Raw genomic sequence first — 24,129 nt, forward strand, 5'->3', positions numbered from 1 at the left:
CAGAGGATGAATGGATCAATTTCCTCCTGAGGTCAGCCCCCATGTCCCTCCCTCTGCACTTCCTCCGCCCGGCCGCCCAGGGTTTCACCGTCGGGTTGCTGCTGGCCGTTGCCGGTTGCGGCGTTTCCTCTAAACCTGATTCCGCTGCGGTGTCGCCACCGGCTCAAGGCGCAATGAAGACTGAGGCGCTGGTGCGCAGCGAGTCCGTTGCGGCGGATGCCTCGATGGCCAAGCGCAGTGTGCGTGCGGCACCCATAGCGGGTTTTGCGCCTGAGATGGCTGCGCCGGGTTATCGGGATGAGCAGCGTGAGCAATATCAGGCACTCGCGGATAACCCGATTCAGAGCGTGGCCGAGGCGCCGGTCTCGACCTTCAGCGCCGACGTCGATACCGGTGCTTACGCCAACGTTCGCCGCTTGCTGAATCAGGGACGTCTGCCGCCCGAAGGCGCGGTGCGGCTGGAGGAAATGGTCAATTACTTTCCCTACGATTACGCGTTGCCCACGGACGGCTCGCCCTTCGGCGTGACTACTGAGCTGGCGCCGTCGCCGTGGAACCCGCATACCCGTTTGTTGCGCATCGGCATCAAGGCCTCGGACCGTGCGGTAGCGGAACTGGCACCGGCCAACCTGGTGTTTCTGGTGGACGTGTCCGGCTCGATGGACCGGCGCGAAGGTTTGCCGCTGGTCAAAAGCACGCTGAAATTGCTGGTCGATCAACTGCGCGAGCAGGATCGCGTGTCACTGGTGGTCTACGCGGGAGAATCCCGTGTGGTACTGGAGCCAACTTCCGGACGCGAAAAAGCGAAAATTCGCACAGCGATCGATCAATTAACCGCCGGCGGCTCGACGGCGGGTGCCTCGGGCATCGAACTGGCTTATCAGATGGCGCAGCAGGCCTTCATCGCCAAAGGCATCAACCGCATCCTTTTGGCCACGGACGGAGACTTCAACGTCGGCATCAGCGACTTCGACAGCCTCAAGCAAATGGCTGTGGATAAACGCAAGACCGGCATTTCCCTGACCACGCTGGGTTTTGGTGTGGATAACTACAATGAACACCTGATGGAACAACTTGCCGACGCCGGCGATGGCAACTACGCCTACATCGACAACCTGCGCGAGGCACGCAAGGTGCTGGTGGATCAACTCGGTTCAACCCTCGCGGTGGTGGCAAAGAACGTGAAGCTGCAAGTGGAGTTCAACCCGGCGCAGGTCAGCGAATATCGGCTACTCGGGTATGAGAATCGGGCGCTGAAGCGTGAGGATTTCAGTAATGACAAAGTCGATGCCGGAGAAATCGGTGCAGGACACACGGTGACGGCGTTGTACGAAATTGTCCCCAAGGGCGAGAAGGGCTGGTTGGAGCCGCTGCGGTATGGCAAATCTGAGTCGGCTGCTTCTGGTACGACCGGGGAATTGGCGATGCTGCGTGTGCGTTATCAGTTGCCGGAAGGTGGGAAAAGTCGCTTGATCGAGCGGCCGATCGCGGGTGGTTCGGTTGGCAAAGCCAGTGATGACCTGCGATTTGCGGCGGCCGTGGCAGCGTTTTCCCAGCAACTCAAGGACGGGCGTTACACCGGTGATTTCAGCCTGAAGGACACCGAGGCTTTGGCACGTGGTGCACGGGGTGACGACCGATTCGGTCTGCGGGCAGAGTTTGTGCAACTGGTGGAGTTGGCGCAGAGCCTGCGCACCACCACCGCCTCCAACAGTGAGCCGCATAAAGGAGATTACAACTGACATGTCAGCGCCTGAACCGAGCGACGAATCGCTGCTGGCCCGGTATCGCGCAGGCGACGGGCCAGCGTTCGAGATTTTGTACGCCCGTCATCGCCAAGGCCTCTACCGGTTCCTCTTCGGTTTGAGCGGCAAGCCCGAACTCGCCGAAGAGGTTTACCAGGAAACCTGGCTGAGCCTGATCCGCAGCACCAGCCAGCCACAAGGCCGGGCGAATTTTCGTACGTGGCTGTTTCAGATTGCCCGCAATCGATTGATCGACCACTGGCGCAAACATGGAATCCACAATCCTTTGCACGACAGCTATGACGAGCAGACCCACGCCGTGATTGATGAGGCGACCGATCCCGAGCAACTGCTGAGCCTGAGCCGCGACACCCAGCGCCTCGAAGCCGCCCTGCAAAACCTGCCCGCCGACCAGCGCGAAGTGTTCCTGCTGCGCGCCCACGGCGATCTCGACCTGCCGCAGATCGCCACCCTCACCGAAACACCCCTGGAAACCGTCAAGAGTCGCTTGCGCTACGCCCAGCAAAAACTGCGTCGGCTGCTGGCCGAGGAGGTACTGACATGACTGACGCCCGCAAAACACCGGATGACGATGTGGTGAAGCATTTTCGTGAACACGCGGCTGGCGAACCACCGGCACATCTCGACGCGTTCATTCTGGCCGCCGCACACCGTGAAGCGCCTGCACACAAACCGAGCCTGTGGCAACGCTGGGTTCAGGCTTGCCAGAAACCCCGTTGGCAAGTCGCGTTTGCCAGCCTTGTTGGCGTCGCGCTGATGTTGACGCTGGTGCAACGTACGCCCAAGCAAGTGCCAACCTACGATTCCACCCCGGCGCCCAAAGCCTCATCTTTTGCGGCCAAGAAAGAAGCCGCAGAAGCGCCTGCATCGATTGCCCGCTCAATGGCGGCCCCGGCTGGCGCGATGTCCGCGCCTGCGCCAGCACCTGTGGCGCCAATGGCTGATATGGCTGCGCCCGCGCAGAGCGAATCGATCAGCGCTGACATGGCTGAGGAAGCGAAAGTAAGTAAACGCTTCGCGGCTCCACCGAAGTTCCTCGACGACCAGTTACGGGAAGTGATCCGCCTGCGAAATGCCGGTCAAACCAAAGCGGCCGACGACATGATGGCGACATTGCACAAACGCTTTCCCAAGGAGGACCTCGCCGCCAGACTCAAGAATCTGCAGAAAAACTGAGAGGCAAAGCGGTCAGCGATTTGGCATCAACAGCCGAAAGCGCGCACTATCGGGCCATAGCCGATGCGTTGGAGGATGCCGTGGCAAAAAAAATCGACCGCATCGCCCAAATGCTCAACTGCCCGGTCAAGGGCGAGGAATTGCGGCGAGCAGTGACGGAGAGTCGTAAGGAGTTTCTTCTGGCGAAGCAGGCAGAAGAGGCGCTGGAGGAGGACGGCCTTGATGATGAGTTGATTGAGGACGAAGAAGACGATGATGAGTACGATGAGTTTGATTGGACGACTGAATGAAAAGCACGCGTGCGCTCAATTTGAACCGTCAAGTTTTCCTTGACGGTTGCATCGGACCAACCAGCAGTTGCCGAGATGCCCTCACCCCTTGTAATCGCCGTCAACACGGCCCCTGTCGGTTGATGCGTTCCGGCGCTGATACTGCTCAGGGGTTTTTATTATCTGGATTTTTCTTTTTACCATTTGAGGCTCCTCCAGCCCTAGTCATGGCAGTAATCCCGCCTTCGACGGGAGCGTCCGCTCAACCCTAGGCGTGAGCCCGCGAAGTATCCTTATCCGAAAGAGACGGGACAAAGTGATCGACGGCTGTTCCATGGCCAGATTTCAGCTCAGTCTCGGCCCCATTTGGTTAAGATGCCGCGTTTCCTCAACCCTTGAGCTGCCAAGCCGCCCGGTTGGCCAGCGTCTTCGATACGGAGTATCTGCAGTGGATATGGAGGTGGCCTAATGGATGCCCAGCAGCAACTGCAGCGCTTGCTGGCCGGCAATGGCGAGAGTGAAGTAGTGGAGTTCAAGGAAGCCAAGAGCAACTACGATTTCGACAAGCTCGGCCGCTATTTCTCCGCGCTGAGCAACGAGGCTAACCTCAAGGGGCTGTCCGCAGCCTGGCTGGTCTTCGGCGTCAATGACCGCCAACAAGTGGTGGGAACACGCTTTCGAGAGACGCCTAAGCAGTTGCAGTCTTTGAAGAAGGAAGTGGCTGACAAGATCAGTCAGCGCCTGACCTTTGTCGAGATTCATACCGTTCAGCATCTTGCGGGCCGGGTGTTGCTGTTCGAAATTCCCGCTGCACCACAAGGTCTGCCGATGGCCTGGGAAGGACATTTCTACGGCCGCGACGGTGAGTCCCTTGGGCCGCTGTCGCTCGAAGAGATTGAACGCATCCGCCGCCAGAACCGGCTTCAGGACTGGAGCGCGGGTCTCTGTCCCGGAGCCAGCCTGGCGGACTTGAGCGAAGTGGCAATTGCGCTGGCCCGGCGCGAGTATTCCACTAAGCATCCTAAGTTGACCGACGAACTGGCGGGCTGGTGCGACGAAACCTTTCTCAACAAGGCTAAGGTAACCATCCAGGGGCATATCACCCGAACTGCCATTTTGTTGCTGGGCAAACCGGAGGCGGCGCATTGGCTCAACCCAGCCTCGCCCACCCTCAGCTGGATTCTCAAAGACCGCGACGGTTTTGAGCGCGATTACCAGCACTTCTCCTGTCCATTGCTGGTCAGCGCCGATGAGGTCTACCGCAAAATCCGCAACCTGAAATACCGCTATATGTCAGAGAGCTCGTTGTTCCCAGAGGAGGTCGACCAGTATGACCCCTTCATTATCCGCGAAGCACTCAACAATGCCATTGCCCACCAGGACTACGAACTGGGTGGCAAGGTCTCGGTAGTTGAATTCGAAGATGGGCGGCTATGCTTCAGCAACCCCGGCGACTTCATTCCCGGCTCGGTGGAACAAGTGATTCAGGCCGACGCACCGGAAACGCGCTACCGCAATCGCTTCCTCACCGATGCCATGGTCAACCTGAACATGATCGACACCATCGGCAGTGGCATCCGCAAGATGTTTCTGATCCAGAAAAACCGCTTCTTTCCCCTTCCTGAGTATCAGCTTGAGCGGAATCGCGTGCAGGTCACCATCACCGGACGCGTGCTGGATATGAGCTATGCGCGCAAATTGGCGGAAATGCCCAATTTGTCACTGGAAGACATCCTCCTGCTGGATCGGGTGCAGAAGCGCAAACCGCTGACCGATGCGCAGTCTCTCCATCTCAAGGCGCAGGGGCTGATTGAGGGGCGCAAGCCCAATTTTCATATCTCCGCCCAAGTGGCCCAGCACAGCGATGATCTGGCGCAGTACATCCGTAACCGGGGCATCGACGATACGCATTACAAACGCCTGATTTGCGAGTTGATCCAAAAATCGGGCTCAGCCAAACGTATCGACATCGATAAGTTACTGATAGACAAACTACCCGAGGTTCTAGACCGTCAGCAGAAAGCCAACAAGATCAAAAATCTGCTGCAGGCGCTTAAGATTCAGGGTGTTATCAAGGTCAAGGGCAAGCTGTGGCAAATGTCTAAAGGCTGATTTCTAGACATTGTTAGACGTTTTTAGACATTTATAGACATTCGCGCGTCGTGTTGGGGTTAGCCCGACGCCGACGAAACTGCACCTTCCTGATAAGAAGTCGGAAGGTGTAAACCTTCTTCAGGACGAGACATCACCCACAAAAAAGCCCCAGGCCCTACGGCCTGAGGCTTTCTCGTTTCTACTATTATGGTGCACCAGGCGGGATTCGAACCCACGACCCCTGCCTTCGGAGGGCAGTACTCTATCCAGCTGAGCTACTGGTGCAAGCGGGCGCCATGATACTCATATGCACTGCGGGCGTCCATGCTGCTGAATCGACTGCGGTTTTCGCAACCGTAACAACCGTTTGCTACGTTGATCAGAAAAATTAGGCAAATGCGCCGTTTTCGTTCTTTTTTTCGAACATAGTATTGTCCTTTAGGCGCTTTGATCCTACGATCCGTTTGAGATTTCAAACGCTCTTGTCTGGGTGCTGAACCGCACGAGTTTCGAACAGTGCGCTATTTATGTGCTTCAGCCCGGTGAATGATTTCCCTGACGGCAGCCTACAAGGCGCCTTTCTACAATCATAATTCGCTCCGCGCTGGTCGCGGTGCTGTTAAGGAAAGCCGACATGCAGCTTAAAGACACCCAGTTGTTCCGCCAGCAAGCCTTTATCGATGGCGCTTGGGTTGATGCGGACAATGGTCTGACGATCAAGGTCAACAACCCGGCAACGGGCGAAATTCTGGGCACTGTGCCGAAAATGGGCGCTGCCGAAACCCGTCGTGCAATCGAAGCCGCTGACAAAGCGCTGCCGGCCTGGCGTGCACTGACCGCCAAGGACCGTGCGAACAAACTGCGTCGCTGGTTCGAACTGATCATCGAGAACCAGGACGACCTCGCTCGCCTGATGACAATGGAACAGGGCAAGCCATTGGCCGAAGCCAAGGGTGAAATCGTTTACGCCGCTTCCTTTATCGAGTGGTTCGCCGAAGAAGCCAAGCGCATCTACGGTGACGTGATTCCGGGCCACCAGCCAGACAAGCGGCTGATCGTGATCAAGCAGCCAATCGGCGTGACCGCAGCCATCACCCCGTGGAACTTCCCGGCCGCGATGATCACCCGCAAAGCCGGCCCGGCCCTGGCCGCCGGTTGCACCATGGTGCTCAAACCTGCTTCGCAAACTCCGTTCTCGGCATTCGCTTTGGCTGAACTGGCCCAGCGTGCCGGCATTCCTGCCGGTGTGTTCAGCGTTGTGACCGGCAGTGCCGGCGACATCGGCAGCGAGCTGACCAGCAACCCGATCGTGCGTAAATTGTCCTTTACTGGCTCGACCGAAATCGGTCGTCAGCTGATGGCTGAATGCGCCAAGGACATCAAGAAAGTGTCCCTGGAATTGGGCGGCAACGCTCCATTCATCGTGTTCGACGACGCGGACCTGGATAAGGCCGTCGAAGGCGCGATCATTTCCAAGTACCGCAACAACGGCCAGACCTGCGTCTGCGCCAACCGTCTGTACATTCAGGATTCGGTCTACGACGCGTTCGCCGAGAAGCTGAAAGTGGCTGTGGCCAAACTCAAGATCGGCAACGGTCTGGAAGAAGGCACCACCACTGGCCCGCTGATCGACGAAAAAGCCGTGGCCAAGGTTCAAGAGCACATTGCTGACGCAATCAGCAAAGGCGCAACCGTGCTGGCGGGTGGCAAGGTCATGGAAGGCAACTTCTTCGAACCGACCATTCTGACCAACGTGCCGAAAAACGCTGCCGTGGCCAAGGAAGAAACCTTCGGTCCATTGGCGCCGCTGTTCCGCTTCAAAGACGAAGCCGAAGTGATCGCGATGTCCAACGACACCGAGTTCGGTCTGGCCTCGTACTTCTATGCTCGCGACCTGGGTCGTGTGTTCCGTGTGGCTGAAGCCCTGGAATACGGCATGGTCGGCGTCAACACCGGGTTGATCTCCAACGAAGTCGCGCCGTTCGGCGGCATCAAGGCGTCGGGCCTGGGCCGTGAAGGCTCCAAGTACGGCATCGAAGATTACCTGGAAATCAAATACCTCTGCCTGGGCATCTAAGCTCGCACGACTTAAGCACGGCAAGGCATTGCTTCAAGCGGAAAGGGCACGAGAGCGCTGTCCCTTTCTGCGCTTCAAACGGAATTTTCTCTGTGGCCGGGAACGCTGTGGCAGTCGATCATCGCATGCTGCCGTAGTTGCCTCCCCGCCGCATTTTCCTTGAACCACGCCGCCCGATGAGCGGTGAATGAGGACTTTATGAGCAAGACTAACGCTTCCCTGATGAAACGCCGCGAAGCCGCTGTACCACGCGGTGTTGGCCAGATTCACCCGATCTTCGCCGAGTCCGCGAAGAACGCCACCGTGACCGACGTTGAAGGTCGCGAGTTCATCGACTTCGCCGGCGGTATCGCCGTACTGAACACCGGTCACCTGCACCCGAAAATCATCGCCGCCGTAACTGCGCAGCTGAACAAGCTGACCCACACCTGCTTCCAGGTGCTGGCTTACGAACCGTACGTAGAACTGTGCGAAAAAATCAACGCCAAGGTGCCAGGTGATTTCGCCAAGAAAACCCTGCTGGTGACCACCGGTTCCGAAGCCGTGGAAAACGCCGTGAAGATCGCCCGTGCCGCCACTGGCCGTGCCGGCGTGATCGCGTTCACCGGCGCTTACCACGGTCGCACCATGATGACCCTGGGCCTGACCGGTAAAGTCGTGCCTTACTCGGCCGGCATGGGCCTGATGCCAGGCGGCGTGTTCCGCGCGCTGTACCCGAACGAACTGCACGGTGTAAGCGTCGACGATTCGATCGCCAGCATCGAACGCATCTTCAAGAACGACGCCGAGCCACGTGACATCGCTGCCATCATCATCGAGCCGGTTCAGGGTGAAGGTGGTTTCTACGTCGCTCCGAAAGAGTTCATGAAGCGTCTGCGTGCCCTGTGCGACCAACACGGCATTCTGCTGATCGCTGACGAAGTGCAAACCGGCGCTGGCCGTACCGGCACTTTCTTCACCATGGAACAGATGGGCGTTGCTGCCGACCTGACCACCTTCGCCAAATCCATCGCTGGCGGCTTCCCGTTGGCCGGTGTGTGCGGCAAGGCCGAATACATGGACGCCATTGCTCCAGGCGGCCTGGGCGGCACCTACGCCGGTAGCCCGATCGCTTGCGCCGCGGCCCTGGCCGTGATGGAAGTGTTTGAAGAAGAGCACCTGCTGGATCGCTGCAAGGCAGTCGGCGAGCGTCTGGTCACTGGCCTGAAAGCCATCCAGGCCAAGTACCCGGTGATCGGCGAAGTCCGTGCCCTGGGCGCGATGATCGCGGTCGAGCTGTTCGTTGATGGCGACAGCCACAAGCCGAACGCTCCAGCGGTAGCCGCCGTTGTGGCCAAGGCTCGCGACAAGGGCCTGATCCTGCTGTCTTGCGGCACTTACGGCAACGTTCTGCGCGTCCTGGTACCGCTGACTTCGCCGGACGAGCAACTGGATCAAGGTCTGGCAATCATCGAAGAGTGCTTCTCGGAACTGTGATTCCGGGCACTGATCGATTTGTGATCTGATCGACAAAAACCCGCTTCGGCGGGTTTTTTTTCGCCTCTTGAAACACATTGAAGCATTGGCGCTGTATCGAATGGCAAGCGTTGACTAAGGTTCAAGCATTGCGAGGGAGCGTGTTGCATGACTGCCGTTGATTTACCCGCTGTACCGAGAGTCTTGATTGCCGAGGCCGACCCTTGGTCTCGCGACCTGCTCAAGCAGGTGTTGTTGAGTGTGCGTTGTGATGCACTGCTGGATTTGTGTGCTGATGGCCAGCAGGCGCTGGAGTTGCTGGCGGCAAATCCTTACGACCTGGTGATCGTCGACTGGGAGCTGCCTGGCGTCGATGGCCTGAATGTTTTGCGCAACGTGCGTCAACGCAAGCGCAATCCGCCGCTGCCCTTCATTCTGTTGAGCAGCCGCAACGACAGCGCCAGCGTGCGCGAGGTCTTGCCCCTGGCACCCACGGAGTACCTGACCAAACCGCTGAACATGGAAGGCCTGACCCATCGCCTGCAAGAATTGCTGGTGAATGCCGGAGAGGAGGTTGCCTGCGAGGTGCCAACGCTGGCGCCCGGGATGACCTTGTCGGTGTACCTGGAGCGTCGCCGTGAACTGGCGGAAGGTGCGCCGTTGATGACCGACGTGCAGGTGGCGATCAAACGCAGCCTCAATCCCAATGGCCTCGATCTGACCCGGCTGGGAGATGAAATCCGCACCGATCCGCAGGTCACCGCCGTGCTGATCGCCGCCGCCAACAGTGCGGCTCATCACCTTGGCGATGCCGTACAAACCCTGTCCCAGGCGCTGCACCGCTTGGGCACCGGGCAAAGCATGAACCTGATTCTGGGGCTGGCGCTCAAGCGCAGTGCCCGGCTCAGCGATCCGTTCCTGGCGGATTACGCCGAGCGTTTCTGGGAGTTGTCGCTGCACACGGCTGAATACGCCCGCACGCTGGCGCGCTTGCTGGACCTGGATCAGGAGCGTTGTTATTGCGCGGGCATGCTGCATTGCCTCGGCGACCTCGCTTTGCTGAGGTGTTTGCAGGAGTGGAAGCAGGCCGGTGGCGAGCTGGATGAATGGCAGGAGGTGGGAGACGCCTTGGCCGACTTCGGCGCGGCCTACGGTTCGGCGCTACGCGCGCGTTGGCGCCTGCCGCTGGAGTTGCGAGAGCTGATTGCAGCGGTCTACCAGCTCGGTGGCGGGGTTTACTCCCGGGAAGCGCTGGTGATGAACATTGCTGCGCAACTGGCGCGTCTGACCGAGCATGAGGGCATTGAGGTATTGGCCAAAAGCCGGGCCGCGCGGTTGCTCCAGATTGGCTTGCCGGAATTGATGCGTTTGCGCAAAAAATAAACCTCACACGAAACCCCTTTAGGAGTGTCGATTCGGGTTTTGGGTCAGCCGGAGATAATACGGTTTTTACCCTGGCGCTTGGCCTCATACATCGCGGCATCCGCGCGGGCGAACACGCTGTCGAGGGTATCGTCCTCCGGAGTCAGGCTGGTCAAGCCTTGGCTGACGGTGATGCCGAACGTCTGGTCGTCATGGCTGAAGCTCAATTGCTGAATCTGCCGTTGCAGGCGTTCGGCGACTTGCATGGCCATGTCGGGTGCGCAGCCGGGGAACACCGCAGCGAATTCCTCGCCACCGATCCGCCCGAAAAAATCTCCCCGGCGTAAGGCGGCACGTCCGCTCTCGGCGATTCGTTGCAGTACGTTGTCGCCGGCTTGGTGGCCGTAAGTGTCGTTGACCACTTTGAAGTCATCGATGTCCAGCAACAGGAACGCCATCGGCGCGCCTTGTTTTCGCGCTTGTGCAAACTCGCGCTGGGCGCATTCGAAGAAGTGTCGGCGATTGCTGCTTTGCGTCAGCACGTCGGTGGTTGCCAGGCGCTGCAGTTCGGCTTCCATCCGTTTCTTTTCGGTGATGTCTTCGGCAATACCGACGATGATCACTGGTTGACCCGGCTCGGCCTGACGGTTGATGAAGCATTTGTCGCTGAGCCAGCGTACCTGGCCGTCGGCGGCGATGATGCGGTACTCGCGGTCTTCAACGGCGCCTTTGACCAGGACTTCCGCCAGGCTGCGCTCGGCGTAGTCCAGGTCATCGGGGTAAATGCTGTCGCGCCATTCGTTGTAGTCGGACAGCAACAGGCCTGCGGAACGACCAAAAATCCGCTCATAGGCCGGGCTGACGTAGAGCACCTGACGGGTTTCCCAATTGAATGCCCAAAGCACCGCGTTGACGCTCACCAGCAGGGAGCTGAAGAGCTGCTCGCGTTCGCTCAGGCGTGCCACTTCGCCCTGGGCATGCATGAGAGCCATCAGGGTTTGAGCGGCGTCGGGTAATTGAGGAAGGGATGAGTCTTGTGGGTTTTTGGGGACCATCGGGACAAATCTCAAAGGGCGTGCGCCGCTCCGATGTTACAAAGCGGCTGCAGCAAAGCCCGCCGGGTGGCGAAGTGTCTTTGAGATAGGGGATTTGGAGATTGGTTCCCGCCTATGGGGGCGCGGGAGCTTGCTCCCGCCGGGCGGTACTGGCGACTGCTGCGCAGCCGAACGGGGTGATGCGGCGTTCCGACAAGCCCCCTCGCCACAGACAAGCCTCTTTCTAGAGGCAAGCCTGTGGCGACGGGTCAGACAGCAGCAGGGCGCAGGGAGTAGGTTTTCAGTTGGTCGGCGAAGTCGCGCAGGGATTGAATCCCGCTGGCTTCGGCTTCGTGAACCCAATCCTTGATGGCGGCCAGCATGTCGTGACCATTTGAGCTGGTCTTGACCCAGATCTGCTGCAAGGCCAGGCGTTTCTCGTAAATTACCTTCAGCGCCTGACTGTGCTCGAGCATGGTCTGGATCCGAACGTGGTGTTTTTCGTCCAGCAGGCTGGTTTCCCGCGAAAGCAGGCGCTTGGCCCGGTGGAACTGGTGACGGACCGAGTGATCGACCTTTTCCAGCTCTTGCTTGACCAGCGGCGCGATCACCAATTTGCGGTATTGGGCCATGATCTGGAAGCGGTTGTTGAGGATCGCCATGGCAGTGTCCATGTCCAGGCTGCCTTTGCCTTCGACGCGGTGAGCGATTGGAGCAACCCGCTGGACCTTGGCCAGGCGGAAGAAACTGAAGACCTGGATCCAGGCCCAACCGAGGTCGAACTCCCACTTCTTCACCGACAGTTTGGCCGAGTTCGGGTAAGTGTGATGGTTGTTATGCAGTTCTTCACCGCCGATCAGGATGCCCCAAGGCACCAGATTGGTCGCCGCGTCGCGGCATTCGAAGTTGCGGTAACCGATGGCATGGCCCAGGCCATTGACCACGCCGGCGGCCCACACCGGGATCCACATCATCTGGATGGCCCAGATGGTGATGCCGATGGTGCCGAACAGCAGCAGGTCGATGACCGCCATGATCGCCACGCCCAGCAGCGGGTAGCGGCTGTAGAGGTTGCGTTCGATCCAGTCTTCGGGGCAGTTCTTGCCGTAGATGCGCAGGGTCTCCGGGTTTTCCGCTTCGGCGCGGTACAGCTCGGCACCTTTGCGCAGAACGGTGGACAGGCCCTTGATGACCGGGCTGTGCGGGTCATCGACGGTTTCGCATTTGGCGTGATGCTTGCGGTGGATAGCGGTCCACTCGCGGGTGTTCTGTGCTGTGGTCAACCACAGCCAGAAGCGGAAGAAATGTTTCAAGCCGGCATTGAGCTCAAGCGAGCGATGGGCTGAATAACGATGCAGATAGACCGTGACGCCGATAATCGTGACGTGGGTCATCAGCAGGGTGACTGCCACCAGTGACCAGGGCGACAAGCCGAGAAAACCTTCGTACCACATAGGCTATAGGGCCCTCGATAAATAAAAAAACAGCCGTTGCATTATCACTAAGCCCACAGATAAAACCAGTCGCCCTTTCAGATAAGAGTGGCCGGATGTTTCTTTAACCTATAATCCCAACCCTTTTGTAGGGACATGGACGGCCGAATGTCTGCCACCTATCGCGATGCCTTGCGTGCTGCGCTGCTCTACCTGTTGCTTTCTGCAGTATGGCTCCAGTTTAGCGGCTACTTATTGAACAGTTTCTTCGATAACTCCGCCGAGTTACTGCGATGGCAACTGATCAACGGTTACGTCTGGGTTGCGTTTAGTGCAGGGCTGATCTTCATTGCCCGAGCGCGATTGTTCCGGTGTCTGGGCATCGGCGCCAAGCTGCGCGAGCGTAGCGACGACCGGGAACGTTTGCGTCAGGCGGCCGCGGTGTTCGATTGCACCCGTGAAGGCGTGCTGGTCACTGACAGCGAAGGACTGATCGTCCATGTGAACCGGGCCTTCATGGAAATTACCGGCTACCAGCGTGAGGAAGTGCTGGGGCAGCGGCCGAACCTGTTCAAGTCCGGGCATCATCCTCCGGCGTTCTATCAGACGATGTTCGCCACGCTGGACAGTACGGGCGAGTGGAGTGGAGAAATCTGGAACCGGCGCAAAAGCGGCGAGATCTACCCGCAATGGCAGACCATCCGGATCATTCGCGATGACGAAAGGCAGGTCAGCCAATACGTTGCAGTGTTTTCCGACATCAGCGCGATCAAGAACTCGGAGCATCAACTCAAGCACCTGGCCCACCACGATCCGCTGACCACGTTGCCAAACCGGCTGCTATTCACCGACCGCGCCGAGCAGGCCCTGGCTTCGGCGCAACTCCACAAACGCGGTTGTGCGTTGCTGCTGGTCGATCTGGATCACTTCAAGATGATCAACGACAGCCTCGGGCACACGATCGGCGATCAATTGCTCAAAGCCGTGGCCGAGCGATTGAAAGCCATGTTCGGCCCGGGCATCACATTGGCGCGTCTGGGCGGTGACGAGTTTGCGGTACTCGCCGAAAGCTGTCCGCAACTGGTGCACGCCGGGGCGCTGGCTCAGCGGATCATCGATGGTCTGCGTGAGCCACTGCATATCGAGGGGCATCGGCTTTTTATCAACGCCAGCATCGGTATCAGCCTGTTTCCCGGCGATGCCTTGAGTGCCGAGCAATTGTTGCGCAACGCCGATTCGGCGCTGTTCAAGGCCAAGAGCGCCGGCCGCGAAGGCTACGCCCTGTACACCGAGGAATTGACTGCACATGCCCAGCAACGGGTAGAGATCGGATTCGAGCTGCGCCGCGCGCTGGAAAAGCAGGAGTTGCGGGTTCATTACCAGCCCGTGCATGACCTCAAGACCAGCCGTCTGATCGGCGTCGAGGCGCTGGTGCGTTGGCAGCATCCGCAGCGCGGGCTGGTGTCGCCGGCAGAGTTCATCCCTATCGCCGAACGCACCGGGCTGATTGCCGAGATCGATGCCTGGGTCATGCGCCAGGCCTGTCAGCAGATGTGCCAGTGGCAAGCCGCCGGCGTGGCGTTGTCATTCGTTGCGGTGAATGTTTCGTCGCGGTTGTTTGCCCGCCGCGAGCTGTATCAACAGGTGGCTCAGGTGCTGCACGAAACCGGCCTGGATCCGGCGTATCTGGAGCTGGAAGTCACTGAAAGCGCGGTGATGGAAGACCCGGAAGTGGCGCTGGAGCAAATGCATCGCCTGCGCGAGTTGGGTGTGCGGCTGGCCATCGATGATTTCGGCACCGGTTATTCGTCGCTGCTGCGACTCAAGCGTCTGCCGGTGCAGAAGCTCAAGATCGATCAAGGTTTTGTCGCCGGTTTGCCGTGGGACGAGGACGACGCGGCGATCGTGCGAGTGATTATCGCGCTGGCGCAAAGCATGGGGATGCAAGTGCATGCCGAAGGGATCGAGCAGGTCGAGCAGGCGCGCTTCCTGCTCGAACAGGACTGCGATCTGGGGCAGGGCTACTGGTTTGGGCGACCGGTTCCGGCCGAGCTGCTGGGGTGGGCGTACACGCCGGAAATCCGCTAAGCCCACCTTAGATTTTTGTGGCGAGGGAGCTTGCTCCGGCTGGATTGCGCAGCAGTCCCAAAAGCGAGTGCTTCGCCCTCGAACGGGAGCAAGCTCCCTCGCCACAGGGTTGTGAGCCACTTTCAAAAGCGTAAATCCGCCGCAAACCTATGTCTCGATAGATAATGTAATTTGGTTATATAAACATTCTTAAATAGTCTTTTTAAGAATATCCGCACGTCTCTACTATTGCTCTCACGCCGCAAGCAGTGCCGCCACTGCCAGGCAACCTCTCAGTTGAAGGAGCAGCACCATGAGCGCATCCCTACGTAGCGTTGACGGTCAAGACGAAGCAACCATCTTGCGTGAGATCCAGAGCGCATTGCGCGATCTGCGTTTTGGCGCCGTGGAAATTACCGTGCACAACGCTCAGGTGGTCCAGATCGAACGTAAAGAAAAATTCCGTTTGCAGAACCCAAGCAACAAACCGAGCTAACAAACCGGCAACCCGATTCCAGCACACCATAAAAAAAGCCAACACACCAAGAATTCCAGGAGCTTTCACCATGTCGTCGATTCGTCATTTCGCTTTGGCCGCCCTGGCCAGTGCCCTTTTTGCTGGTTCCGCGGTTGCCAAGGATTACGAGCTGCTCAACGTGTCGTATGACCCGACTCGCGAGCTGTACCAGGATTACAACGCCGAGTTCGTCAACTTCTGGAAAAAAGACCACGCTGGCGACAACGTGAAAATCCAGCAATCCCATGGTGGTTCGGGCAAGCAAGGCCGGGCCGTGATCGACGGTCTGCGGGCCGACGTGGTGACCCTGGCCCTGGCCGGTGACATCGACGAAATCGCGAAGCTCGGCAAGACCCTGCCGGCCGACTGGCAGAAGCGTCTTCCCGAGGCGAGCACGCCTTATACCTCGACCATCGTATTCCTGGTGCGCAAGGGCAACCCTAAAGGCATCAAGGACTGGGGCGATCTGGTCAAGAACGACGTATCGGTGATCACCCCGAACCCGAAAACCTCCGGCGGTGCGCGCTGGAACTTCCTCGCGGCCTGGGCCTACGGCTTGAAAGCCAACGGCGGTGATGAAGCCAAGGCCAAGGAATACGTGCAGACCCTGTTCAAACACGTTCCGGTTCTGGACACCGGCGCTCGCGGTTCGACCATCACCTTCGTCAACAACGGTCAGGGCGACGTGTTGCTGGCCTGGGAAAACGAAGCCTTCCTGGCGCTGAAAGAAGATGGCGGCGCTGACAAGTTCGAAATCATCGTGCCTTCGCTGTCGATTCTTGCAGAGCCACCGGTGGCTGTGGTCGACAAGAACGCCGAGAAAAAGGGCAACGAGCAGATCGCCGAAGCTTACCTCAAGCACCTGTACAGCCCGGCGGGCCAGGAAATTGCGGCGAAAAACTTCTATCGTCCACGTGACAAGGACGTGGCCGCCAAGTACAGCAAGCAGTTCCCGACCCTGGACCTGGTGACCATCGACAAGGACTTCGGCGGCTGGAAATCCGCTCAGCCGAAATTCTTCAACGATGGAGGCGTGTTCGACCAGATCTACCAGGCGCAGTAATTTTAAATAGCCATCAACGAGCCCCGGATTTACATTCGGGGCTTTGCGCGTTCTCAACCAAGGACTTTTATGTCGCGTCGTATCTCCCCCGTCATACCCGGCTTCGGGCTGACACTGGGCTACACCTTGGTGTACCTCAGCCTGATTGTGCTCATTCCACTGGCGGCGATGTTTGTGCACGCCTCGCAACTCACCTGGGATCAGTTCTGGGCGATTATCTCGGCGCCACGGGTGCTGGCGGCGTTGAAGCTGAGCTTCGGCACCGCGCTCTATGCCGCGATCATCAACGGCATCATCGGCACGCTGCTGGCCTGGGTGCTGGTGCGCTATAGCTTCCCTGGTCGCAAGATCATCGACGCAATGATCGATTTGCCCTTCGCTTTGCCCACTGCCGTGGCCGGTATCGCGCTGACTGCGCTGTACGCGCCGAATGGTTGGGTGGGTCAGTTTGCGGCGGACCTGGGTTTCAAGATCGCGTATACCCCCCTCGGCATCACGCTTGCCCTCACTTTTGTGACGCTTCCATTCGTAGTACGTACGGTACAGCCAGTATTGGCCGATATCCCCCGTGAAGTCGAAGAAGCGGCGGCGTGCCTGGGGGCCAAACCCTTGCAGGTTTTCCGTCATATTCTGGTGCCTGCGCTGCTGCCTGCGTGGTTGACCGGTTTCGCATTGGCCTTTGCCCGCGGGGTCGGCGAGTACGGTTCGGTGATTTTCATCGCCGGCAACATGCCGATGAAAACAGAAATTCTGCCGCTGCTGATCATGGTCAAGCTCGACCAGTACGATTACACCGGCGCCACGTCCATCGGCGTACTGATGCTGGTGGTTTCCTTCGTCCTGTTGCTGCTGATCAACTTGCTGCAACGCCGTATTGAAACCCCATAAGGAGGCGCAGAAATGTCCCAATCATCTATTGCTGCTGCTTCCTCGAACGCTGCCCGCCGTGGCAGTGCCAGTTCACGGAGAATCCTGATCGGTCTTGGCTGGCTGGTGTTTGCCCTTTTCCTGTTGCTGCCGCTAGTGATCGTGGTGTCCCAGGGTTTGAAGAATGGTCTGGGTTCGTTCTTCACCGCGATCCTTGAACCCGACGCGCTGTCGGCGCTGAAACTCACGGTCATCGCCGTGTTGATTTCGGTCCCGCTGAACCTCGTGTTCGGCGTCAGCGCCGCGTGGTGCGTGAGCAAGTACTCGTTCCGCGGTAAAAGCATTTTGGTGACGCTGATCGACCTGCCGTTTTCTGTATCGCCGGTTATCGCCGGTCTGGTCTACGTGCTGATGTTCGGCGCGCAAGGCCTGTTCGGGCCGTGGCTGCAGGATCACGACATCCAGATCGTCTTCGCCTTGCCAGGCATCGTGCTGGCGACGATCTTCGTCACCGTACCGTTCGTGGCGCGTGAACTGATCCCGCTGATGCAGGAACAAGGCACCCAGGAAGAAGAGGCCGCGCGCTTGCTCGGGGCCAATGGCTGGCAGATGTTCTGGCACGTCACCGTTCCCAATATCAAATGGGGCCTGATCTACGGCGTGGTGTTGTGTACTGCGCGGGCGATGGGTGAATTCGGTGCGGTGTCGGTGGTTTCCGGGCACATTCGCGGGGTGACCAACACCCTGCCGCTGCACGTCGAGATCCTCTACAACGAATACAACCACGTGGCCGCGTTCGCGGTCGCGAGCCTGTTGCTGATCATGGCGCTCTTCATCCTGCTGCTTAAGCAGTGGAGCGAAAACCGTATTAACCGCCTGCGCGCCAGCGCCGCGGAGGAATAATTCATGTCGATCGAAGTGCGTAACGTCAGCAAGAATTTCAATGCGTTCAAGGCGCTGGACAACATCAGCCTGGACATTCAAAGCGGCGAGCTCGTGGCGCTGCTCGGTCCGTCGGGTTGCGGTAAAACCACGCTGCTGCGGATCATCGCCGGCCTGGAAACCCCGGATAAGGGCAACATCGTGTTCCACGGTGAAGACGTTTCCGGCCATGACGTGCGTGACCGCAACGTCGGTTTCGTGTTCCAGCACTACGCGCTGTTCCGCCACATGACCGTGTTCGACAACGTCGCGTTCGGCCTGCGCATGAAACCGAAAAACCAGCGCCCTAGCGAAAGCCAGATCGCGGTGAAGGTTCATGAACTGCTGAACATGGTGCAACTGGACTGGCTGTCGGATCGCTACCCGGAGCAACTCTCCGGTGGCCAGCGCCAGCGTATCGCGCTGGCCCGTGCCCTGGCGGTCGAGCCAAAAGTCCTGCTGCTCGACGAACCGTTCGGTGCACTCGACGCCAAGGTCCGTAAAGAGCTGCGTCGCTGGTTGGCGCGGCTGCACGAAGACATCAATCTGACCTCGGTATTCGTGACCCACGACCAGGAAGAGGCTATGGAAGTCGCCGACCGTATCGTGGTGATGAACAAAGGCGTGATCGAACAGATCGGATCACCGGGTGATGTCTACGAAAACCCGGCCAGCGATTTCGTTTATCACTTCCTCGGGGATTCGAACCGTCTGCATTTGGGTGAAGACAACCACGTGCTGTTCCGCCCGCACGAAGTGTCGCTGTCGCGGCATGAGCTGGAAGACCATCACGCGGCGGAAGTGCGGGATATTCGTCCGTTGGGCGCGACGACCCGGGTGACGTTGAAGGTCGAAGGCCAGAGCGAGTTGATCGAAGCTGAAGTGGTGAAGGATCACGACAGCCTGATCGGCCTGGCGAAGGGTGAGACATTGTTCTTCAAGCCCAAAGTCTGGCAGAAACTCGCGAACATCTGACTCTGTAGGAGCCGGCTTGCTGGCGATTGCGGTGTGTCTGACATGCCGCGTTGTCATTGATCGCCAGCAAGCCGGCTCCTACAGTGTCTGCGGTGTTCACAAATCCCCTGTGGGAGCGAGCCTGCTCGCGATGGCGTCCTATGCAGCAGCACGCTTCGGATTGATCCGCACACCCCCAACCCGCGACTCAATCTGCTCTTTGAGGTCCCGCCGCATCCCCAGCAAAAACGCCAACTCAACCACCACAAACAACGGCCCGACAATCAACCCCGTCACATCATCGACAAACGCCGGTTTGCGCCCTTCATAGTGATGACCGACAAACTGAATCGCCCACCCCACCACAAACATCCCGATCCCGCTCGTCAGCCACACCAGCGTACTTTGCTGCGCAAGAACCTGGCCCGCCCAAACGCACAGCCCCAGCAGCACAGTCATCAACACCCCGAGCCGCACTTCCAGGCGCAGGTAAAACCACGCCGACGCCAGTGCCACCAGCATCGCCGGCGAAACCCAGCCTCCAACCCATTGCGGCCGCGACAGCAGAACCGCCACCGCCACTACGATCAGCGGAATACCGATAAAGTGGCTGGCAATATTGCGCGGGTCACGGTGGTAGGCGGCGTATTGACTGAGATGGTCAACGAGGCTTTTCATTGTTATTCCTCCTGTAGGGTGATTGATCATGCCTCGGGTTCACTTTTCGCTCTGTCAGGCAGGCGACAATCTCCAGGAGTTTTGATGGACATGCAGGTTTGGCGTGCGCGCCTGGAGTCGGGGCAGTGGTTCAGTCATTTACCTGTTCCCTTACAGGATAGTCTGCTGGCTGCGGCCCGGGTGCGGCGGTTATCGACGGGGCAGCTGTTGTTCAAGCGCGGTGACCCGCCGTGCGGCTTGTACGCGGTGCTCGAAGGCTCGGTGCGCATCGGCGCGGTCAGCGAGCAGGGCAAGGAAGCGCTGCTGAGCCTTGTGGAATCGCCCCATTGGTTCGGCGAAATCTGTCTGTTCGACGGCCAGCCACGTACCCACGATGCCTTCGCCGTGGGTCAGTGCACCCTGCTGCACATCCCGCAGGCGGCGCTGCTGGCGTTGCTCGATGAACAACCAGTGTACTGGCGGCAACTGGCGCTGCTGATGAGCCACAAACTGCGCCTGACCTTCATCAGCCTCGAACAGCTGAGCCTGATGCCCGCCCCGGCACGCCTGGCTCATCGATTGCTGATGATTGCCAAGGGTTACGGCGAATACGATCCGCCGCGCCGGGTACTGCAACTGCCCCAGGAGCAACTGGCGTCGATGCTGTCGCTGTCGCGCCAGACCACCAACCAGATCCTCAAGGACTTACAGGGGCAGGGCATTCTGAATTTGAAGTACGGCGAGATCGAGATTGTCGATGCCGAGCGCTTGCGGGCACTGGCGATTTTCTAAAACTCAGCGTTATTGATGGGCTTTGTCCGCGAACGCGCCTAGCCTGTGATGACGACAATCGAGGTGTGCCATGCGTGTGCTGTTAGTAGAAGACGAACCGGAGACCGCCAAACTCCTGGCCAACGGCCTGAACGAAGCGAGTTATTCGGTCGACGTGGCGCTCAACGGAATGGACGGCCGACGCTTTATCGAGTCCGGCGAGTACGAACTGATCATCCTCGACGTGATGCTGCCGGGGCTCAACGGCTGGCAGTTGCAGCAACAGATCCGCAAGCTCGGCGACACGCCGGTGCTGTTCCTGACCACAAAGGATGGCATCGAAGATCGCCTGCGCGGGTTGGAACTGCATGACGATGACTACTTGCTCAAGCCGTTTACCGTGAGCGAGCTAGTGGCGCGGGTGCGCAAGTTGTTGCGGCGGGATAGGGGGCGGTGATTTCTAGAGTCTGGTCATAAACGAACTGGACTTCGCATCGGAACTGCACTAAATACAATGCATGCCCACGATTTGTGGAATTTTGCACGGTATACGATGCTGGTTATCAAATGGAAAACCTTGGTGAACTGATCCGAACATTGCGCAAGGAGAGAAAGCTCTCTCAGCAGGCGCTGGCGCAACAGTACGGTATGAGCCGCTCTACCATTTCGGGTATCGAGAACAACACTATCGCCGAAGTTGGTATCCGTAAGGTTCAGGCGATTCTCAATGGCTTTGGGTATGAACTCACGGGCGTGGCTCGCCGGTCGACGCGTCCGACTCTGGATACCCTGAAAACTAAGAGCTTCCATTGTTGAGCCCCAGGACATTGGCAGATTGTGAAAATCAGGTGTTGCGCGAAGTCTGGTCAAAAAGCCGACAACGTTAGGGGAGTCGAAGATCGCCTTCGCGAGCAGGCTCACTCCCACATGGGGTCTTCGGTGTTGCCCGATTTTGGGATCCGCTAGAGATCAACTGTGGGAGCGGGCTTGCCCGCGAAGAGGCCGGAGCAGGCAACCCACCTTCCGGATCTGTCACCGCAGCCCATCCCGAAACTGCCCCGGCGTCATCCCGGTCCAGCGTTTGAAAGCACGGCTGAAGCTGCTCGTATCGGCAAACCCCAGCAAATAACTGATCTCACTCAACGAGCATTGCGGGTCGCGCAGGTGCAGCAGTGCGAGGTTTTCGCGGCTTTCGTTGAGCAGCGTGTCGAATCGACAGCCTTCGTCCGCCAGGTGCCGTTGCAGGCTGCGCAAGCTCAGGTGCAAGGCCTTGGCGATGTGTTCGGCGCTGGGCTCGCCTTCGGGCAGTTGCTCTTCAATGGCATCGCGGACCTTGCGCTCCCACGTCAGCGGTTTGAGTTGCGCCAGGGTGCGCTTGAGCACCGCTTCGTTGTGTTCAGCCAGTTCCGGGTTGGCGTCGTCCAAATGACTGTCGAAGTCCACGAGCGCAAATTCCAGCCGGTCTTCGTCGGCGGCGAAATACACCGGCGAACGAAAGACTTTGTGCCATTGATGCGGGTCGGCCGGTTCGGGACGGCGCAGGTACACCGCCAGCGGTGCATAGTCACGGCCCAGGCGATTGCGACAGGTGCGCACGTAAATCGCGGCAAACGCGTCGATGGCCTCCAGCGCCGGCGCGGGGTTGCCGGCGGGAATTTTCAGACGGAAGCGATAACGATCCTCGGCGCGGGTCAGTTCCAGTTCCAGCGCATCGCTGACCACTTGGTGATAGCGCACGATGCGCTCGAACACTTCACGCAGACTGCCGCTGGCCACCAGTGCATAACCGAGCGCATGAAACGTGGTCGGGCTGACAAAGCGCGACACCCGCAGGCCGATCGCCGGGTCGCCGCTGACCTGCACCGCGATTTCCCACAGGCGCGTGGTGCCCGACAACGGGTAACGGGCGTTCGGGTCGTCCATCAATTGCGGGTCGAGCCCCGCCTGGTGACACAGGGCGGTGCTGTCGAGGCCCAGCGCATCGAGTTGCTTGCGCAGGGCGCGGGTCCAGCTGGCGAGGGAGGTCGGTTCAGTCATGCTGATTGGCGCTTCCGGTCAACAGGTTGGCGTTCACGGCTACCGCGTTGTGAGGGTTCACAAGGCAGGATGCGAACATCAATAACCAGAGGATGGAAGCATGGACGGTACTTCTGCAAGTCCCCAGCGACTGAATGCAGCTCAACGATCAGCCCATATTCGCGAAGCGGTGCTGGCCAGAGGGGTCGAACTGCGCAAACGCTACCCGGTTCTCAACCATCAAGACGCGATGGGCGCGGGCATTCTGGCCTTCGCACTGGCCGCAATGATCGGTTCGGCGGCGCTCTACATGACCGGGCACATGGCCTGGTGGGTGTGCCTGTTGCTCAACGCGTTTTTCGCCTCGTTGACCCACGAGTTGGAACACGACCTGATTCATAGCATGTACTTTCGCAAACAGCGCGTGCCGCACAATCTGATGATGGGCCTGGTGTGGCTGGCGCGGCCGAGCACGATCAATCCGTGGATTCGCCGGCATCTGCACCTCAATCATCACAAGGTGTCCGGTACGGAAGCCGACATGGAAGAACGCGCGATCACCAACGGCGAGCCCTGGGGTTTTGCGCGGCTGTTGATGGTCGGCGACAACGTGATGTCGGCGTTCATTCGCATGCTGCGGGCCAAGACCTGGACTCATAAGCTCAGCATCATCAAACGCGCACTGAAGGTCTACGCGCCGCTGGCGCTGGTGCATTGGGGCGCGTGGTACGTATTTCTTGGTTTCCATGCAGCGAATGGCGTCGCCTATCTGCTGGGTGCGCCGATCGAATGGTCGGCGACCATGCTGTCGGTCATGCAGGTCATCGACATCGCGGCGGTGGTGATTATAGGCCCTAACGTGTTGCGCACGTTTTGCCTGCACTTTGTCAGCTCCAACATGCACTACTACGGTGATGTGGAGCCGGGCAATGTGATTCAGCAAACCCAGGTGCTGAACCCTTGGTGGATGTGGCCGATGCAGGCGTTCTGCTTCAACTTCGGCAGCAGCCACGGGATTCATCACTTTGTGGTGAAGGAACCGTTTTACATCCGCCAGATGACCGTGCCGGTAGCGCATGAAGTGATGCGCGAGATGGGCGTGCGGTTCAATGATTTCGGGACATTTGGACGGGCGAACCGGTTTGTGCGTGAGGAAACAACAGAGGCGCAGGAGGTTCGTGCCGCTCAGGCTTGATCAATGCACTCGGAAACTCAAACGCTGGTCATCAATTTGACCCAAAGGGACGTTACGTTGTGAAGCAAGGAGTGATTGGCATATGCAATTTAGGACTAATAAAGTAATTAAATATTCCTTTAATAGATAACCGTTTCAGCCAATCATCACATTCCAGCGAGGTTGATCAGCGCTAACAGATTTTGAGTTTCCGGGGCCGTCTCCTTGGCAGGGTGCGGTCCCTTTTTTTATTCGGCAAAACACAAAAGCCTGTAGGAGTGAGCCTGCTCGCGAAAGCGGTTTTTCCGCCACCATCAATGTTGAATGTGAGGCCGCCTTCGCGAGCAGGCTCGCTCCTACAGGGAGTTGTTCGCATATTCGATACAGATCTTAATAAATAGCTTCTTATTCCTTAACGAATATAACTCTCCTCCCTATACTCGGTCGGGAACAGAC

22 protein-coding genes and 1 tRNA gene are annotated in these 24,129 nt (G+C 58.7%); 18 read left to right on the forward strand and 5 right to left on the reverse strand.

Annotated elements, in window-relative coordinates; genetic code table 11:
• Positions 1-41 precede the first annotated feature (41 nt).
• The 5 genes from ACYZT8_RS00535 (at position 42) to ACYZT8_RS00555 (ending at position 5,323) form a co-directional block, all read left to right on the forward strand.
• A complete protein-coding gene (locus ACYZT8_RS00535; RefSeq protein ID WP_461978375.1) occupies positions 42-1,742 on the forward strand; it encodes a vWA domain-containing protein in 1,701 nt (566 codons plus the stop codon).
• Position 1,743: 1 nt separating this feature from the next.
• Complete coding sequence (locus tag ACYZT8_RS00540; RefSeq protein WP_461978377.1) at positions 1,744-2,310, forward strand: RNA polymerase sigma factor; 567 nt, start codon at positions 1,744-1,746, stop codon at positions 2,308-2,310.
• The gene (locus tag ACYZT8_RS00545) at positions 2,307-2,942 is read left to right on the forward strand and encodes a hypothetical protein (protein WP_461978378.1); all 636 of its coding nucleotides are present in this window, start codon (positions 2,307-2,309) and stop codon (positions 2,940-2,942) included. Before ACYZT8_RS00540 ends, ACYZT8_RS00545 begins: the two co-directional genes overlap by 4 nt.
• Positions 2,943-2,962: 20 nt before the next feature.
• Entirely contained in the window at positions 2,963-3,232 is a 270-nt protein-coding gene (locus ACYZT8_RS00550) for a hypothetical protein (RefSeq protein ID WP_461978380.1), read from the forward strand.
• A 447-nt stretch (positions 3,233-3,679) separates the two neighbouring features.
• Positions 3,680-5,323, forward strand: a complete 1,644-nt coding sequence (locus ACYZT8_RS00555; protein ID WP_461978382.1) for an RNA-binding domain-containing protein — start codon at positions 3,680-3,682, stop codon at positions 5,321-5,323.
• Between the two features lie 190 nt (positions 5,324-5,513).
• Here ACYZT8_RS00555 and ACYZT8_RS00560 read toward each other — a convergent pair.
• Positions 5,514-5,590: transfer RNA gene (locus ACYZT8_RS00560), tRNA-Arg, on the reverse strand.
• A 349-nt stretch (positions 5,591-5,939) separates the two neighbouring features.
• Here ACYZT8_RS00560 and gabD point away from each other — a divergent pair.
• The 3 genes from gabD (at position 5,940) to ACYZT8_RS00575 (ending at position 10,220) form a co-directional block, all read left to right on the forward strand.
• A complete protein-coding gene (gene gabD / locus ACYZT8_RS00565) occupies positions 5,940-7,382 on the forward strand; it encodes an NADP-dependent succinate-semialdehyde dehydrogenase (RefSeq protein WP_131060516.1) in 1,443 nt (480 codons plus the stop codon).
• A gap of 198 nt (positions 7,383-7,580) precedes the next feature.
• On the forward strand, positions 7,581-8,858 hold the full coding sequence (gene gabT / locus ACYZT8_RS00570) for a 4-aminobutyrate--2-oxoglutarate transaminase (protein WP_461978384.1): 1,278 nt from the start codon (positions 7,581-7,583) through the stop codon (positions 8,856-8,858).
• A 147-nt stretch (positions 8,859-9,005) separates the two neighbouring features.
• Positions 9,006-10,220: an HDOD domain-containing protein gene (locus ACYZT8_RS00575; protein ID WP_461978386.1), complete on the forward strand. Its 1,215-nt coding sequence runs from the start codon at positions 9,006-9,008 to the stop codon at positions 10,218-10,220.
• Between the two features lie 44 nt (positions 10,221-10,264).
• Here the strand turns inward: ACYZT8_RS00575 and ACYZT8_RS00580 are convergent, their stop codons facing one another.
• Entirely contained in the window at positions 10,265-11,254 is a 990-nt protein-coding gene (locus tag ACYZT8_RS00580; protein ID WP_461978388.1) for a GGDEF domain-containing protein, read from the reverse strand.
• Between the two features lie 248 nt (positions 11,255-11,502).
• Positions 11,503-12,687: a delta-9 fatty acid desaturase DesA gene (gene desA, locus ACYZT8_RS00585; RefSeq protein WP_461978390.1), complete on the reverse strand. Its 1,185-nt coding sequence runs from the start codon at positions 12,685-12,687 to the stop codon at positions 11,503-11,505.
• Positions 12,688-12,834: 147 nt separating this feature from the next.
• On the opposite strand from desA, the gene dibA reads away from it, so the two are divergent.
• The 6 genes from dibA to ACYZT8_RS00615 all read left to right on the forward strand — a co-directional run bounded on the left by dibA (position 12,835) and on the right by ACYZT8_RS00615 (position 19,076).
• On the forward strand, positions 12,835-14,754 hold the full coding sequence (gene dibA, locus ACYZT8_RS00590) for a phosphodiesterase DibA (RefSeq protein WP_461978392.1): 1,920 nt from the start codon (positions 12,835-12,837) through the stop codon (positions 14,752-14,754).
• Between the two features lie 292 nt (positions 14,755-15,046).
• Positions 15,047-15,229: a sulfur starvation response protein OscA gene (oscA, locus tag ACYZT8_RS00595; protein ID WP_007945260.1), complete on the forward strand. Its 183-nt coding sequence runs from the start codon at positions 15,047-15,049 to the stop codon at positions 15,227-15,229.
• A 70-nt stretch (positions 15,230-15,299) separates the two neighbouring features.
• Positions 15,300-16,313 (forward strand): sulfate ABC transporter substrate-binding protein, encoded by a 1,014-nt coding sequence (locus ACYZT8_RS00600; RefSeq protein WP_461978394.1) that lies wholly within the window; start codon positions 15,300-15,302, stop codon positions 16,311-16,313.
• Positions 16,314-16,382: 69 nt separating this feature from the next.
• Positions 16,383-17,201 (forward strand): sulfate ABC transporter permease subunit CysT, encoded by an 819-nt coding sequence (cysT, locus tag ACYZT8_RS00605; protein WP_461978396.1) that lies wholly within the window; start codon positions 16,383-16,385, stop codon positions 17,199-17,201.
• Between the two features lie 12 nt (positions 17,202-17,213).
• A complete protein-coding gene (gene cysW / locus ACYZT8_RS00610; RefSeq protein ID WP_438661680.1) occupies positions 17,214-18,083 on the forward strand; it encodes a sulfate ABC transporter permease subunit CysW in 870 nt (289 codons plus the stop codon).
• Between the two features lie 3 nt (positions 18,084-18,086).
• Positions 18,087-19,076, forward strand: a complete 990-nt coding sequence (locus ACYZT8_RS00615) for a sulfate/molybdate ABC transporter ATP-binding protein (protein WP_131060526.1) — start codon at positions 18,087-18,089, stop codon at positions 19,074-19,076.
• A gap of 138 nt (positions 19,077-19,214) precedes the next feature.
• Here ACYZT8_RS00615 and ACYZT8_RS00620 read toward each other — a convergent pair whose 3' ends face one another.
• The gene (locus tag ACYZT8_RS00620) at positions 19,215-19,733 is read right to left on the reverse strand and encodes an Mpo1 family 2-hydroxy fatty acid dioxygenase (RefSeq protein ID WP_461978400.1); all 519 of its coding nucleotides are present in this window, start codon (positions 19,731-19,733) and stop codon (positions 19,215-19,217) included.
• Positions 19,734-19,817: 84 nt separating this feature from the next.
• Between ACYZT8_RS00620 and ACYZT8_RS00625 the strand changes: the two genes are divergently transcribed.
• The 3 genes from ACYZT8_RS00625 to ACYZT8_RS00635 all read left to right on the forward strand — a co-directional run bounded on the left by ACYZT8_RS00625 (position 19,818) and on the right by ACYZT8_RS00635 (position 21,299).
• Positions 19,818-20,504 carry a Crp/Fnr family transcriptional regulator gene (locus ACYZT8_RS00625; protein WP_461978402.1) on the forward strand — a complete coding sequence of 229 codons (687 nt, stop codon included), beginning with the start codon at positions 19,818-19,820 and terminating at the stop codon, positions 20,502-20,504.
• 70 nt (positions 20,505-20,574) lie between these two features.
• Positions 20,575-20,940, forward strand: coding sequence for a response regulator (locus tag ACYZT8_RS00630; protein ID WP_461978404.1), 366 nt, complete (start codon positions 20,575-20,577; stop codon positions 20,938-20,940).
• Between the two features lie 110 nt (positions 20,941-21,050).
• Positions 21,051-21,299: a helix-turn-helix domain-containing protein gene (locus ACYZT8_RS00635; RefSeq protein WP_461978406.1), complete on the forward strand. Its 249-nt coding sequence runs from the start codon at positions 21,051-21,053 to the stop codon at positions 21,297-21,299.
• A 216-nt stretch (positions 21,300-21,515) separates the two neighbouring features.
• On the opposite strand, the gene ACYZT8_RS00640 is transcribed toward ACYZT8_RS00635, so the two are convergent.
• On the reverse strand, positions 21,516-22,520 hold the full coding sequence (locus ACYZT8_RS00640) for an AraC family transcriptional regulator (protein ID WP_461978408.1): 1,005 nt from the start codon (positions 22,518-22,520) through the stop codon (positions 21,516-21,518).
• Positions 22,521-22,620: 100 nt separating this feature from the next.
• Between ACYZT8_RS00640 and ACYZT8_RS00645 the strand changes: the two genes are divergently transcribed.
• A complete protein-coding gene (locus tag ACYZT8_RS00645) occupies positions 22,621-23,694 on the forward strand; it encodes a fatty acid desaturase (RefSeq protein WP_461978410.1) in 1,074 nt (357 codons plus the stop codon).
• The last annotated feature ends 435 nt before the right edge of the window (positions 23,695-24,129 follow it).

Source organism: Pseudomonas sp. LB3P93, from assembly GCF_054898025.1.